This window comes from Pseudomonas fluorescens, from assembly GCF_012974785.1.
GTDB lineage: Bacteria > Pseudomonadota > Gammaproteobacteria > Pseudomonadales > Pseudomonadaceae > Aquipseudomonas > Aquipseudomonas fluorescens_BT.
This window is the reverse complement of the sequence record NZ_CP027561.1, coordinates 2374419-2387571: the sequence shown is the minus strand read 5'-3', so window position 1 is coordinate 2387571 and position 13153 is coordinate 2374419. Positions and strand designations below refer to the sequence as shown.

Annotated in this window: 14 protein-coding genes; 4 read left to right on the top strand and 10 right to left on the bottom strand. The window is 60.9% G+C overall.

Annotated features, from left to right (window positions below):
* Nucleotide 1: 1 nt before the first annotated feature.
* From C6Y56_RS10695 to C6Y56_RS10685, 3 genes are all read right to left on the bottom strand, one after another.
* Nucleotides 2-955, bottom strand: coding sequence for a methyltransferase (locus tag C6Y56_RS10695; protein WP_169429823.1), 954 nt, complete (start codon nt 953-955; stop codon nt 2-4).
* A gap of 11 nt (nt 956-966) precedes the next feature.
* Nucleotides 967-2343 carry an iron-containing redox enzyme family protein gene (locus tag C6Y56_RS10690; RefSeq protein ID WP_169429822.1) on the bottom strand — a complete coding sequence of 459 codons (1377 nt, stop codon included), beginning with the start codon at nt 2341-2343 and terminating at the stop codon, nt 967-969.
* A gap of 168 nt (nt 2344-2511) precedes the next feature.
* Nucleotides 2512-3234 carry a tellurite resistance TerB family protein gene (locus C6Y56_RS10685; protein ID WP_169429821.1) on the bottom strand — a complete coding sequence of 241 codons (723 nt, stop codon included), beginning with the start codon at nt 3232-3234 and terminating at the stop codon, nt 2512-2514.
* Nucleotides 3235-3491: 257 nt separating this feature from the next.
* Here C6Y56_RS10685 and pcsA point away from each other — a divergent pair, with 257 nt between their 5' ends.
* Nucleotides 3492-4214 carry a phosphatidylcholine synthase gene (pcsA, locus tag C6Y56_RS10680; protein WP_169429820.1) on the top strand — a complete coding sequence of 241 codons (723 nt, stop codon included), beginning with the start codon at nt 3492-3494 and terminating at the stop codon, nt 4212-4214.
* A gap of 52 nt (nt 4215-4266) precedes the next feature.
* Here the strand turns inward: pcsA and C6Y56_RS10675 are convergent, their stop codons facing one another.
* Nucleotides 4267-5079, bottom strand: a complete 813-nt coding sequence (locus tag C6Y56_RS10675) for a class I SAM-dependent methyltransferase (RefSeq protein WP_169429819.1) — start codon at nt 5077-5079, stop codon at nt 4267-4269.
* Between the two features lie 33 nt (nt 5080-5112).
* Nucleotides 5113-5385 (bottom strand): DUF4242 domain-containing protein, encoded by a 273-nt coding sequence (locus C6Y56_RS10670; RefSeq protein ID WP_169429818.1) that lies wholly within the window; start codon nt 5383-5385, stop codon nt 5113-5115.
* A gap of 230 nt (nt 5386-5615) precedes the next feature.
* Here C6Y56_RS10670 and C6Y56_RS10665 point away from each other — a divergent pair, with 230 nt between their 5' ends.
* A complete protein-coding gene (locus tag C6Y56_RS10665) occupies nt 5616-6077 on the top strand; it encodes a GNAT family N-acetyltransferase (protein ID WP_169429817.1) in 462 nt (153 codons plus the stop codon).
* Nucleotides 6078-6095: 18 nt separating this feature from the next.
* Here the strand turns inward: C6Y56_RS10665 and C6Y56_RS10660 are convergent, their stop codons facing one another.
* The 3 genes from C6Y56_RS10660 to C6Y56_RS10650 all read right to left on the bottom strand — a co-directional run bounded on the left by C6Y56_RS10660 (nt 6096) and on the right by C6Y56_RS10650 (nt 7973).
* The gene (locus C6Y56_RS10660; protein ID WP_169429816.1) at nt 6096-7310 is read right to left on the bottom strand and encodes a cytochrome c biogenesis protein DipZ; all 1215 of its coding nucleotides are present in this window, start codon (nt 7308-7310) and stop codon (nt 6096-6098) included.
* 77 nt (nt 7311-7387) lie between these two features.
* Nucleotides 7388-7684 (bottom strand): hypothetical protein, encoded by a 297-nt coding sequence (locus tag C6Y56_RS10655; protein WP_169429815.1) that lies wholly within the window; start codon nt 7682-7684, stop codon nt 7388-7390.
* A gap of 28 nt (nt 7685-7712) precedes the next feature.
* Entirely contained in the window at nt 7713-7973 is a 261-nt protein-coding gene (locus C6Y56_RS10650; protein ID WP_169429814.1) for a DUF2790 domain-containing protein, read from the bottom strand.
* Between the two features lie 307 nt (nt 7974-8280).
* Here C6Y56_RS10650 and C6Y56_RS10645 point away from each other — a divergent pair, with 307 nt between their 5' ends.
* Together C6Y56_RS10645 and C6Y56_RS10640 are read left to right on the top strand one after the other, a co-directional pair.
* Entirely contained in the window at nt 8281-9021 is a 741-nt protein-coding gene (locus C6Y56_RS10645) for a response regulator (protein ID WP_085708690.1), read from the top strand.
* Nucleotides 9018-10325, top strand: coding sequence for an ATP-binding protein (locus tag C6Y56_RS10640; protein ID WP_169429813.1), 1308 nt, complete (start codon nt 9018-9020; stop codon nt 10323-10325). Before C6Y56_RS10645 ends, C6Y56_RS10640 begins: the two co-directional genes overlap by 4 nt.
* Nucleotides 10326-10390: 65 nt before the next feature.
* On the opposite strand, the gene C6Y56_RS10635 is transcribed toward C6Y56_RS10640, so the two are convergent.
* Together C6Y56_RS10635 and C6Y56_RS10630 are read right to left on the bottom strand one after the other, a co-directional pair.
* Complete coding sequence (locus C6Y56_RS10635; protein WP_169429812.1) at nt 10391-11140, bottom strand: HvfC family RiPP maturation protein; 750 nt, start codon at nt 11138-11140, stop codon at nt 10391-10393.
* Nucleotides 11133-11972, bottom strand: a complete 840-nt coding sequence (locus C6Y56_RS10630) for an HvfB family MNIO-type RiPP peptide maturase (protein ID WP_169429811.1) — start codon at nt 11970-11972, stop codon at nt 11133-11135. Before C6Y56_RS10630 ends, C6Y56_RS10635 begins: the two co-directional genes overlap by 8 nt.
* Nucleotides 11973-13153: the final 1181 nt, after the last annotated feature.

The window sequence follows — 13153 nt, the reverse complement described above, 5'->3', positions numbered from 1 at the left end:
TTCATCCAGTTCGGGTCACGGTCAGCGCCACCACGGCGATCCGCTCGACCCGTTGATAGCCGACATTCAGCAACTCCTCGCCGAAGACATCGGGATCGAGTTCACGATAAGTCCAGTCGAACCTCGTTGCATCCAGCCGCGACACCACGGTGTCAATAAACGGATCACGGCCATCGACCATCGCCACACCGGTGTAGAGCAACAGCGAGCCTCCGGGCGTCAGGCGATTGAGCGCCTGCTCGACAATGCGCAACGACAACCCGGCTCCCAGCGTTCCCCCTCCGTGGCGGTAAGCGCGCCCCGCCGGATCCGCCATGTAGGGCGGATTGGCAACAATCAGGTCGAACTCGCCCTCCACGCCTTGCAACACGTCACTGGCCAGCACTTCGACGTTGGCCACTTCTGCCAGCGCCGCGTTGATCGTGGTCAGGCGCAACGCCGCGGGATTGATGTCAAGTGCCAGCACCTGTGCCTGGCGACGGGCGCGGGCGATCAGAATCGCACCGACACCAGCGCCGCAACCGATGTCCACGGCGCGCTGGATCGGGGCAAAGCTCTGTTGCAAATGGCTGTGAATCAATTGGGCGAAGCGGTAGGTATCCGGGCCGAAGAACACCGAATCGGCCGCCTCGGTGGGAAACCCCGAATGTACGAACAGCAAATCGTCCAGACTCGACCAGCGCACCCGACTCTTCAGACGCCCATCGCAGGCCTCCAGAATTTGCGCATCCTGCCATTGCCGCTCCTCATCGGCCGAAAGCAATCCGGGTTCGAAGGAACGCGACCAGCCGAAAATATCGCGCAGACAGTCGACCGCCTGCCCTTCGTCGCGCTGATTGACCCGCTGATGGGTCAGCGGCGTCGGTGTGACGAATCGATAGCCGTCCGCCTGCAAGCGCCGGCCCAGTTGCAACAGCGCAAGATCGTCGGCGGACAGCAACGCTTCCTGACTCATGGGCGACTCCCTCAGTCCAGACCGGATTTAAGCTCGATGAAGCGGCGGGTCGCGAGCAAACCGGCCGGAAGAGCATGACGGGCCGGCGCCAGCCAAGGGATCAGCGCCGCCATCTGTCCGTGACCATCCAGCCCGTGCAGTGCCGCGTTCAATTGCCGGACATCGGGATCCTGCGCGGACACCGTGACTGCCGGTGCCGCTCGACTCCGACGTCGCGCCGGAACCGGTCCGGTCGCAGGCGCCCGGTCACCGGCAATCCAGTCATGCAGCAGCTGTTTTTCGTAGTCATTGAACACGCCGAACATCGACGCGCCATCGCCCTCGATCAATTGCCAGAAGCGGCTGGCCTGAGGGTCTTGATGACGCTTTATCCAGCCTTTGTCTTGCAGCGCCTGGAGAAATCCTGACAGTTGCTCTGGCGCGGCCAGCCATTGATTGACGGTCTTGCCTTCGAACCGGCAATAGTCCGAATGCATGTCCTGGCCGAAGACGCGCTTGCGTTCGACCATGGCCAGCAACTCACGCGTCAAGTCGAAACCCTCGATGATGGCGCGACTGCCCTGCCCCAAATCGTTGAGCCGGTAGCCCCGCGAAACCCGGCGCAGGAAATCGGCGCGATCAGCCTCCCGCGGCATCAGATCCAGTGCAGCCTGCACAGCTTTCTGCGCATGGCCGGTGCTGGCGTTATCGATGGTCACATGCAGGGTGAAGTAATACGGATCGATGCCCAGCTCGCTCAACTCATAACTGCTGATCAACAGGTGCAAGGGCAGTTGTTCATAGCCAAGATTGTAGCCAATGACTTCCGGCAGAAAGTCATCGCCGCAGGCACCCAGTGCGAGCTGCAACGCACCTTGCAGATAACGCTCGTCGGGCAAGGCATCTGCGTGTTCCAGACCATGCTCGGCCAGTAGTTTGCGGTAGATCACCACGTGGTTTTGCGCAGGGTTGCCTTCACCAAGCTCTTCCAGATAGGTGCAGATCAGGCCGCAGAAGCGTGGATCGCGCCACTGCTGCAACAAGCCGTAAAGCCAGGCGCCGTCCACCCGTTTGGTCGGGGCTACCGCTTGCAGGAAATACAGCGCATGGGCCTTGCCGCTGAAAAACTGCCGTGAACCACCGTCCTTGCGATGTTGCAGATAATCGGCGTATTGCCGGCCGACTTCGGCGCAATGCTCGGCCACCCAGTCGTGCCATACCGAAGGATCCGGCGGCAACACCTCTGGCAATTGCGCAGCCTGCAGCAGTTGCTCTTCGAGAAACGGACGCGCCAGGGCACGGGGATTTTCCCCCGAGAGCAATGCTTCATACAGGCTGCGCAAGCCTCCAGGGGGATGGATCGATTGCGCGTGGGCAGGTGTTGAAAGCAGACGTGTCAGGACAGTCATGGCAGATTCCCGGTCAATTGGCAGGACGCTGGTTCACGCGCCTCTAAAGCAGCAGAGAGGCAGCGCGCTGCAAAAATTCAATCGACGTGAAATTTGCCCGGACGGACGGAGCCCCCCGGCAACTTTATTTCCTGAACAGAAGTTGCCGAAGGCTGTGAGCGGTGGGTTTCAGGCCGTCCCTTTGGCCTGCTGCTCCAGATGCACCTGCAACTCTGGATCGATCTGCAAGGCCGCCGCCAGCTCATCCAGGTAATTGCGTTCGGCATCCTGCTGGTCGTCCACCAGCATCACACTGGCGATATACATTTCGGCGGCCACGGCCGGATCGCTGTTCGCCGCCTGCGCGACTTCGCGGGCATCGAGGGGTTTGGCGACTTCAGCGTCCAGCCATTGCTGCAGGTCCGGGTCATCGGTGTGGCGGCCGATTTCGCTGCTGATCAGCTGTTTCTCCGACTCGTCGATCCGCCCGTCGGCCTTGGCCGCCGCGATCAATGCGCGCAATACCGCGTGGCTGTGCTCCTCGACCTGCGGGCCGGCCAGCAGGTCCGCCGTCTGCGGTGTCTGTTGCGGCGCGGCTGACGCCTGACTGCGTTGCCAGGCTTGATACGCCTGGAACGCCATCATGCCCAGCGAGGCCAGGGCCGCGTAGTTAGTGCCGCCGGAACGACGTTGCGTCCCACCGCCAAGTGCTCCACCCCCCAATCCTGTGCCCCCAAGCAAACCGCCCAACAGCCCGCCCAGTCCGCCGGCAGTCGCACCGCCGCCACCGAGCAGACCACCCAGCAAGCCGCCGAGTCCGCCCAGGCCATCACCGGACGCAGCGCCGCTTTGTTGTTGTCCCGCCGAGGCCTGGCCTCGCAGCAATTGTTCGAGCAAATCACTGGTGTTCATGACGTCGTCCTCAGGCAAAGGCGTAACCGCGTCAGGCAACGATAGACCTGCGCACCGGTTGTGCCAGCACCGTTTGGCTGACACTGGGAGGGCGAATGATTTCTGCGTCGAAAAAATTCCGTTGCCAGCTAACATTCATGAATGGGTGAACCTTATCCCGGCCCGGCCGGTCGATAGCTGCAACCCCGACCCGGTTGGCCGCACGCTTGTTGCTCAAGACGTTTCCCGGCCTGCTTCACTTTCTGGAGACCGCCTCCGTGATATCGACCGTTCACATCGCCAGGCTCAAGGCCTGGGGCGCCCATGGTTTCACCGCGACCGGCGTGGTCACAGCCTTCCTCGCCACCCTCGCCCTGCTGGAAAACCAGCCAATCCACTGCCTGATGTGGCTGGGCGTGGCGCTGATCGTCGACGGCCTCGACGGGGCGCTGGCGCGCAAGGTCAACGTGCAGTCAGTGTTGCCGAGTTTCGACGGCTCGATCCTCGATCTGGTGATCGATTACCTGACCTACGTGTTCATTCCGGCACTGTTCATCTATCGCTACATTCCCCTGCCCGACTACACCCTGCTGCTGACCGTGTCGCTGATTCTGGTGTCGTCGCTGTTCTGCTTCTGCAACGTCAACATGAAGAGCAAGGACAACTACTTCGTCGGTTTCCCCGCTGCGTGGAACGTGGTTGCGCTGTGCCTGTACATCATCGCCCCGGGGCCGTGGATCACCTTCCTGACCGTGATCGCTCTGGCGCTGCTGACCGTGACCCGAATGAAATTCCTCCATCCGTTCCGTGTGCGCCGGTTCATGCCGATCAATATTGCGGTGACGGCGATCTGGCTGCTGTGCAGCCTGTCGCTGGTGCTCAACCACCCGGTCATCAACCCGCTGGTGATGGGTTTGTGGTTACTGGCGTCGGCGTATTTTCTGGGCATCTGCATCTGGCGTACGGCGCTGGAGTGGTTTGATGCTTCGCACCTGAAATAGAAGAATTTGTGGGAGCGAGCCTGCTCGCTCCCACACTTGTTTTGCATGACGCTTAGCGTTTGGTAATCACCACCTCCAGATACTCGCTCGGCACTACCATCGAATCCGGCCCCGCCCGGTTCAGCCCGTCGATCAGCTGTGTCAGATCTCCTTCCAGTGCCTGCCCGCTTTCCGGTGGCAATGCCGCGAACGCCTTGTGCACCGGCCCGTACCAGTGGCGGAAGATGTCGATGAAGTGTGCCGCCGAGCGATAACGGAAATTGAAGTGGCGGCGAGTCACTTGCATCAGGAACTGGCGCTCATCGAAGTGCGAATGCAGCCAGGCTTCCGAACCCCAGTTCGACGGTGGTTGCGCGCCCGCCGGGGGTGACAGGTGGCGACCGAGGGTCTTGAACATCTGGCCGACGAAGCCTTCCGGCGTCCAGTTGGCCAGGCCGATCCGCCCGCCACGGCGACAGACCCGCGCCAGTTCCTGCGCAGCCTTGGCCTGATCCGGGGCGAACATCACACCGAAAGTCGACAGCACCGCATCGAAACTGGAATCGGCGAACGGCAGCGCTTCGGCGTCAGCGACCTGGAAGGTCACGTCCAGATGCTCGGCACGCGCCCGGTCCTGGCCGCGCTCCAGCAACGCCGCGACATAATCGGTGGACAGCACCCGACAGCCCCGGCGCGCCGCCGCCAGCGTGGCATTGCCATTGCCGGCGGCGACGTCCAGCACCTCTTCATCGCAGCGTAAATCGCAGGCTTCGGCGAGGTCTTCCCCGACGATCTGCAAGGTGGTGCCGATCACGGCATAGTCGCCGCTGGCCCAGGCGACTTTCTGGCGTTCCTTCAGGGCAGTGAGATCAATGGGGGTGCTCATCGATGGGTGCTCCACGACAGGTTGAATCAGGCGTTACTCGGCGGTCGTCGGGTCAATGATGTTCATCACCCGGGACACACTGTTGGCGGGAAACCCGCCCAGCCTGGCATGCTCGCGCACCAGCTCTTCGTTGGGGGCGATGTACACGCAATACACCTTGTCGGCGGTGACATAACTCTGCAGCCACTGCACCTGCGGTCCGAGTTCACGCAACGCCTGGCAGGACGTTTGCGACACGGCTTTGAGTTCTTGCTCCGACAGCTTTCCGGCCCCTGGAATCTCGCGTTCAATCACGAATTTCGGCATGGCAACCTCGCTTTCTTTTTATCAGTGACAGGGCGGGTACAGCCCTGCTCTTCCACTATCGCCCCGAGGCCGTACGGCGTCCCCTCCAATCGTCTAAAGAGCCTTTAAAACCGGGCTTTCGCCGATGAATGGCGGGATTTTGTAAAGGCCCCGAAACACTCTCATGGGGGTTGCCAAGGTGTCGTCGGATCGGCTCTGATGCAGACCCGAACCGCGAACGGAATCCGACCATGTCCTTGCGCCTCGAATGGCTCGCCGACCACATGCAGCACAGCGACACTTACGCCGAGTGGATCCACCGCCAGTTTCACTACGAATATGCCCATCAACCGTTGGCCGAGTGGCAGCGGGAATTTGCCGAAGGGCAAACCAATGGTGACTGGCGCTGCCTGATCGCGCTGGACGGCGAACGTTTGCTCGGTGGCGCGGCACTGGCTCGTGCAGATCTTGCGCAACGACCGGATCTGGAGCCTTGGCTGGCCTGCGTGCTGGTCAGTCCCGAATCTCGCGGTCAGGGGCTGGCAGAAAAATTGATCGAAGGAATTGCCGAGCAAGCAAAGAAACAAGGCCTACCGCGTTTCTACCTGCATACGCAAAACAAACAGGACTACTACGCCAAACGCGGCTGGACAGTGCTGGAGCGTTTTCAGGCCTGGGACAACGAACAATGGCTCATGGTGCGCGACCTGTGAGCCATTGACGTTCGCGGTTCAGGCTGCAGGTGCCTTGGCCTCTTTGAGCAGTTGCTGAATCATCTGCTCCTGAGCTTCATAGCGACCCTCGCCAAAGTGGGTGTAACGCACCTGCCCCTTGGCATCGATCAGGTAGTGCGCCGGCCAGTACTGGTTGTCGAAGTTGCGCCAGATCGCGTAGTTGTTGTCGATGGCCACCGGGTAGGTGATACCGAGTTTCTTCACCTGATCCTTGACGTTGTCGATGATTCGCTCGTAGGCGTATTCCGGGGTATGCACGCCGATCACCACCAGGCCGTCCTTGCCGTACTTCTTCTCCCACTCTTTCACGTACGGCAGCGTGTGCTGGCAGTTGATGCAGTCGTAGGTCCAGAAGTCCACCAGCACCACTTTGCCGCGCAGGGATTCGGCGTTCAGCTCCGGGGAGTTCAGCCATTGCACTGCGCCGGCCAGTGACGGCATCGCGCCTTTGCCCTGCTCGTCCGACGTCGAATCCGCCCGCACTTTGCTGATGAAGTAATCGATCACTTTCGGCGCGTTTTCCAACACGTTTTTCTCGACGCTGGCGACGCCTTCGGACGACGTGCCGGCCAGCAGGGTTTTATCAGCGCCGGTGGAGATCACGGCGGCTGCCGCCAACACCGCAACGCCCGCCCCGCGCCGCAACCAGCCGGTGAACGGGATCGACGGTTTCAACCGGTTGACCAAGCCGCGACCGGCGAAGATCAGCGTCCCCAGCGACAGCGCACTGCCCGCGCCGTAAGCCAGCAGCAACAGGCTGGTCTGGGCATTGGCACCTTGCAACATGGCGCCAGTGAGGATCACGCCGAGGATTGGACCGGCACACGGTGCCCACAGCAGACCGGTGGCCACGCCGATCATGATCGAGCCCATGGGGCCGGCCTTCTTGCGGGTGTCCGGATCCAGGCGATTACCCAGCAACACGAATGGCCGCGCCAGCCAGTCACCGATGCGTGCGGAAATCAGCGACAGCGCAAACAGCACCATCACGATCAGCGCGATGTGTCGGCCGGTGTTGTTGGCCTGGATCACCCACTCGCTGCTGACTACCGCGAGGCTGGAGATCAGGGCGAAGGTCAGGGCCATGCCGCCGAGGGTCAGCAGGATCGAGGAACGGCTGCGGTCGACTCCGGCAAACAGGAACGGCACCACCGGCAGAATGCAGGGGCTGAGGACAGTCAACAGACCGCCCAGGAAAGCGATGAGGAACATAGGGTTCACCTTTTGAAATGTGGGCGGTCTGCCGATCAAACAGGTGCCTGCCGTTCACCGACAGGCACCCGGGTAGCTCAAGCGGTCTGGCTGTCCAGCCATTGGCTTTGCGGTGTGCGGCTGGCGCCGTTTTCCGCCACCATCTGTCCTTGCGGCGTGCGGCTGGAGCCGTCGGCCGCCACCATCTGCCCTTGCGGCGTGCGGCTGGCGCCGTCGGCGGCGATCAAGGCATCGCTGCCCTGTTTGGCCACCGGGCTCAGTTGAAAGCAGGTGCTGCCGGCGCAGCTATTCTGTTCGACGGCGCTGTTGGCATGCGCCGCGACACCGGCAAACGAGAAGGCAATGGCGGTCAAGAAACGCGAAACGTTGTTCATGGCAATCTTCCTTTAAATGGGTGGCGGATCAGTTCTGGTTGTCACAGCCGTCAGCGAATTTGCTGTAGTCGAGAACGCGGGTCTGACCGGCCGAATCGAGGTAGGTCATGCGGGCGTCGACGATGCCGCAGGTCATCGATTGGTCTTCTTTCATCGAGAGCACTTTCTGGATGTCCAGATGGGTGCCGTAGGTGTAGGTTTGCGGGGCAACCGCTTCGGCGCGGGCCGACAGGGTGCAGATGTTCAGGGCGGCAAACAGGCAGGCGGCGATTACGGATTTGTTGGTCATGGCGATTTCCTCAAGGCTTCAATGGGTAGGTCGTTGATTGAGCCGAGGCGTTGCGGTGTGCCTCGATGGAGCTCATTTAAAGCTCGCGAGGTATCCCGTCTGTGTCGGAAAACAGCCGGTATAAATCGCTACGTATCTCGCCCGCAGGGGGATACACAGCGATACAAAACCCTGAAAAAATCGCGATTTTGCGTCCACATGTATCCACCGTTGCGCCGGATACACTGCAATACAAAGGCAGGCAGGCGAGCCCGCGCGGGCTCTATAGACTGCGAGACATTCCCCCACTTGATAGAGGTTTGGCTCCATGGATCATGTCGATCACATTCTCATCGTCGATGACGACCGCGAGATTCGCGAACTGGTTGGCAACTACCTGAAAAAGAACGGCCTGCGCACCACGGTGGTCGCTGATGGCCGGCAGATGCGCAGTTTTCTGGAAGCCAACACTGTCGACCTGATCGTGCTCGACATCATGATGCCGGGCGATGACGGCCTCCTGCTGTGCCGCGAATTGCGCGCCGGCAAACACAAGGCCACGCCAGTCTTGATGCTGACGGCCCGCAACGACGAAACCGACCGCATCATCGGCCTGGAAATGGGTGCCGACGATTACCTGACCAAACCCTTCGCCGCACGCGAGCTGCTGGCGCGAATCAATGCCGTGCTGCGACGCACGCGGATGCTGCCACCCAATCTGGTGGTCACCGAAAGCGGCCGTTTGCTGGCCTTCGGGCGCTGGCAACTCGACACTTCGGCCCGCCATCTGCTCGACACCGACGGCACCATGGTCGCCCTGAGCGGCGCGGAATACCGTTTGCTGCGGGTGTTCCTCGACCATCCGCAACGAGTGTTGAGCCGCGATCAACTGCTCAACCTGACCCAGGGCCGCGACGCCGATCTGTTCGATCGTTCCATCGATCTGTTGGTCAGCCGTTTGCGCCAGCGCCTGCTGGACGACGCCCGGGAACCTGCCTACATCAAGACCGTGCGCAGTGAAGGTTATGTGTTCTCGCTACCGGTCGAAATCCTCGGAGCGCCCGCATGACGTTCTCCCTGCACTGGCCGCGCACGCTGGCCTCACGGTTGTCGCTGATTTTCCTGATCGGCTTGCTGCTGGCCCAGGCGTTGTCGTTCGGTGCGCAGTATTACGAGCGATATGAAAGTGCGAAAAACACCATGCTCGGCAACCTGGAAACCGACGTTTCGACCTCGATTGCGATCCTCGATCGCTTGCCGGCCGAAGAGCGTCCGATGTGGCTCGAACGCCTGGCCCGGAACAACTACGGTTACCTGCTCAGCGAGGGCGAACCGGGTACACCGATCGGCGCCGGCGAAGTGCCGATCGCGGTCACCTCGATCACCGACGCCATTGGCGAGAAGTACCCGCTGACCTTCACCGACATTCCGGGGCCGAAAAAGCACTTTCAGGGCCACCTGCGCCTGAGCGACGGCAGCCCGGTGACCATCGACGTTCGCCCGTCGATGGTGCCGCTGTCGCCGTGGCTGCCGGTGGTGCTGCTGGGGCAACTGGCGCTGATGATTGCCTGCACCTGGCTGGCGGTACGCATCGCCATCCGTCCCCTGACCCGTCTGGCCAACGCAGTGGAAACCCTTGACCCTAATGCTCACCCGATCAATCTGGACGAAAAGGGTCCGAGCGAAGTGGCCTACGCCGCCCGTGCGTTCAACACCATGCAGGCGCGGATCGCCGCGTACCTTAAAGAACGCATGCAATTGCTGGCAGCGATTTCCCATGACCTGCAAACCCCGATCACACGGATGAAACTGCGCGCGGAGTTCATGGACGATTCGACGGAAAAGGACAAGCTGTGGAACGACCTCGGCGAGATGGAGCATCTGGTGCGTGAAGGCGTGGCCTACGCGCGCAGCATCCACGGCGCGACCGAGGAAAGCCGCCGCACCAACCTCGATTCGTTCCTCGACAGCCTGGTGTTCGATTATCAGGACATGGGCAAGGAGGTGCAGTTGAGCGGCAAGAGCGAAGCGGTCATCGACACCCGACCTCATGCCTTGCGCCGGGTGTTGGTCAACCTGACCGACAACGCGCTGAAATTTGCCGGTGCTGCCGAACTATTGGTCGAACGCCAAAGCAACGGCCTCTCGATCAAAGTCATGGATCGCGGACCGGGCATCGCCGAAGAGGAACTGGCGCAGGTGATGGAGCCGTTCTACCGCGTGGAAAACTCGCGCAACCGCAGCACCGGCGGTACGGGACTGGGCCTGGCGATTGCCCAGCAACTGGCGATGGCGCTGGGGGGTTCGCTGAATCTGAGCAATCGTGACGGTGGCGGGTTGTGTGCTGAACTGAAGCTGCCCATGCATTCCTGAGTCAAACATAATTCCCTGTGGGAGCGGGCTTGCCCGCTCCCACAGGATTTGCGGTGTTTGCGAAATCAGGTAATGCCTAACACACCGTCCTCATGCATCTGCTGCAACAACGCCAGACCACTGTCCATGAACGATGCTGTTACTGGCATCCCCGCTTCCATCGCCAACCCTTCCAGTTGTTCACGACCGTTCAGCGCAGGGAACTCGCCAATTCGCTGCAACAACCGCCACGCCAACGGGCTCAGCTCGGAAAACTTCACACTGAAATCCATTGTGCGCCGCACCAGCAACAACGTCGGCTGGGCCGGTGGCGCAGACGGCTGATGATCCGGCCCGAGCATCTGTACCGGCCATGCGTACGCCAATGGCCACGCCAGCGCCGAAACCTGCAGTGGCCGCTCCAGCAGCAGCGCGGGATCACTTGCCGGCAGCGGCTGGGCATCGGACTGCTGCAACACCATTTCCACCCATTCGTAATGCGCCAGCTCCACCAGAAATGCCGGCCACTCGCCCATGCTCAACACTGCGGGTTCCGAGGCGAGGTAATCGACAAACGCCTCGGCGATCTCACCGAATTTCGGCGTCTGAGCCCGGTAGTCCCGCAGGAAGCCGCGAATCAATGTGCGCCAGCGCTCCTGACCGATGATCCGGATCAGCACCGGAAACGTCCCGCCCAACAGTTGCGAGACATTGTTGAACACCAGATCGCGATAGACGTTGACCCGCGCCGCATTCATGTCGGCCGGGGGCGTCTCGTTCTCGGGATCGCGCAAGTAGCGAGTCAGCGCCAGTTGTTGCTGCTCAAGGTTATCCACGTTGGCCTCCCTGATTCTGCAAGCGGCGAATGGTCTGCAACTCGGCCACCAGTTCCGAGAAGGCCGGAAAGTTGAAGTCGCGCTCGAGCAAGGTCGGCTGTGCGCCAAAGCGTGCATAGGCATCTGCCAGCAGCGACCAGACCACTGGCTTCACCGAAGCGCCGTGGGTATCGATCTTCAGCGTGTCGGACTCGTCGAAATGCCCGGCCACGTGCATCCCGACCACCCGGCCCGACTCGATCCCGACCAGAAATGTCTGCGGGTCGAACCCGTGGTTGATCGAGTTGACGTAGACGTTGTTGACGTCCAGCAGCAGGTCGCAATCGGCCTCGCGCAGCACGGCGTTAGTGAAGGTCACCTCGTCCATGTCCTGCCGGGGGGCGGCGTAATAGGAAACGTTTTCCACTGCCAGGCGCCGGCCGAGAATGTCCTGGGCCTGACGGATCCGCGCGGCAACGTGGTGCACCGCCTCTTCGGTGAATGGCAGCGGCAGCAGGTCATAGAGGTGACCGTCGTCGCTGCAATAGCTCAAGTGCTCGCTGTACAGCGGCACGTTGTAATGATCGAGAAACACCCGGACTTCCCGAAGGAAATCGACGTCCAGCGGCGCCGATCCACCGAGCGACAACGACAGGCCGTGGCAGGACAACGGATAACGCTCGGCCAGTTCACACAGCGCGGCACCGTGGGCACCGCCGACGCCGATCCAGTTTTCCGGGGCGACTTCGAGAAAGTCGAAATCGCCGATGCGGGCGGCTTGAAGATCCTTCATCAAGCCGCGACGCAGGCCGAGCCCGACGCTGGCCTGCAAGGTGGGGTGGGGAGTCTGCATGGGCAAGACCTCTGCTGAAGAGCCGCCGGGCGTGGCGACTGACAGACTCAGTTAAACCGGCGGGTGTATCGCGGCTGTGTGGGCAATGCGCGGGAAGTGGCGGGTTTTGTATCGGCGGCTGGTCTGTACACAATGGGATACAGAACCCGCTGACTTCTTCGTGAACGGCATGCCTACTACCAAACAGGCGATGCTCGAAGCTCGCCCCGGTTCCTGACAGTCCGAAGAGTTCAGAGCTTACGGATGACACTTACAGATGCCGACGAAATTCCCTACCTCCGCACGAGAATTAGCTGATTGAACTATTATTTTTGACAGATTAACGAGTCAAAAAAAACCCGCATCAGCCGAAACTGACACGGGCTTTTCCCCACATCAACGACCGTTACTTCAGGTCGTCAAAGTGGTCTCGCAGGAACTCGTAAAAGCGAAACGCTTTCAACAATCTCCATACGAGGCTCAACGTACGCAACAAAAGCTTCATACGTTTTGGCCTCCAAGGTTGGGGGCCAAACCTCCAGCGCACTTACCGGATCACGCGTGCCTTCGGAAGAACACGCCAGTACTTCCGGTGAGGTGGCCGGTTGAAATCCCTCCGAAACATCATTCCGGCACGGATGCAAAACCGTGTCAGAGGGCGTGAAACCGTTAGGCCACCAGCCAAACCCCTCCGTTGCACCAGGGTGTGAGCGCGCGCATATTAACCTAGAATCGCAGGTGGTAAGTCTCGGCTCAGTGATTCTCAAATGAAAGAAGCGCGTCTTTTGTAAACTGTTATTTCTGTCAGCATCTCTCTCCGGCATCAGGTACTGAAAACACTGCCTAGGATCTCTGATACACCTACTCATGGTGGGTAAAAATCACGTTGCAAGGATAGGAAAAGCTCAATAACATGGCCTCCACGCCAGTGCTTCCGGTGAGACGCACTAAGCCTCAGCCGCAATCTGAGGCTTGCTAGAAAACCGCCCCGCAAGGCGGTTTTTTTTCGTCCGCCGTTTGCTCCTGGCGGACATGGGCCGGCGCTCTGTCTTGGCCCTCGCGATACACAACGATTCACGGCCTCGAAATCTACGCAGCCCGCTCCCACCGGCACCAACAGCGACTAGACTCAATCATTACCCAGTCGAGGGGGACGCAGGACAGCAGTGTCGCCCTGCCCGTTTCCACGACCACCGCCCGGT

Bases quoted from the DNA above. Each gene is read 5' to 3' on its own strand.
- C6Y56_RS10695 (WP_169429823.1), bottom strand. From the start codon at position 955: ATGAGTCAGGAAGCGTTGCTGTCCGCCGACGATCTTGCGCTGTTGCAA.
- C6Y56_RS10690 (WP_169429822.1), bottom strand. From the start codon at position 2,343: ATGACTGTCCTGACACGTCTGCTTTCAACACCTGCCCACGCGCAATCG.
- C6Y56_RS10685 (WP_169429821.1), bottom strand. From the start codon at position 3,234: ATGAACACCAGTGATTTGCTCGAACAATTGCTGCGAGGCCAGGCCTCG.
- C6Y56_RS10675 (WP_169429819.1), bottom strand. From the start codon at position 5,079: ATGAGCACCCCCATTGATCTCACTGCCCTGAAGGAACGCCAGAAAGTC.
- C6Y56_RS10670 (WP_169429818.1), bottom strand. From the start codon at position 5,385: ATGCCGAAATTCGTGATTGAACGCGAGATTCCAGGGGCCGGAAAGCTG.
- C6Y56_RS10665 (WP_169429817.1), top strand. From the start codon at position 5,616: ATGTCCTTGCGCCTCGAATGGCTCGCCGACCACATGCAGCACAGCGAC.
- C6Y56_RS10660 (WP_169429816.1), bottom strand. From the start codon at position 7,310: ATGTTCCTCATCGCTTTCCTGGGCGGTCTGTTGACTGTCCTCAGCCCC.
- C6Y56_RS10655 (WP_169429815.1), bottom strand. From the start codon at position 7,684: ATGAACAACGTTTCGCGTTTCTTGACCGCCATTGCCTTCTCGTTTGCC.
- C6Y56_RS10650 (WP_169429814.1), bottom strand. From the start codon at position 7,973: ATGACCAACAAATCCGTAATCGCCGCCTGCCTGTTTGCCGCCCTGAAC.
- C6Y56_RS10645 (WP_085708690.1), top strand. From the start codon at position 8,281: ATGGATCATGTCGATCACATTCTCATCGTCGATGACGACCGCGAGATT.
- C6Y56_RS10640 (WP_169429813.1), top strand. From the start codon at position 9,018: ATGACGTTCTCCCTGCACTGGCCGCGCACGCTGGCCTCACGGTTGTCG.
- C6Y56_RS10630 (WP_169429811.1), bottom strand. From the start codon at position 11,972: ATGCAGACTCCCCACCCCACCTTGCAGGCCAGCGTCGGGCTCGGCCTG.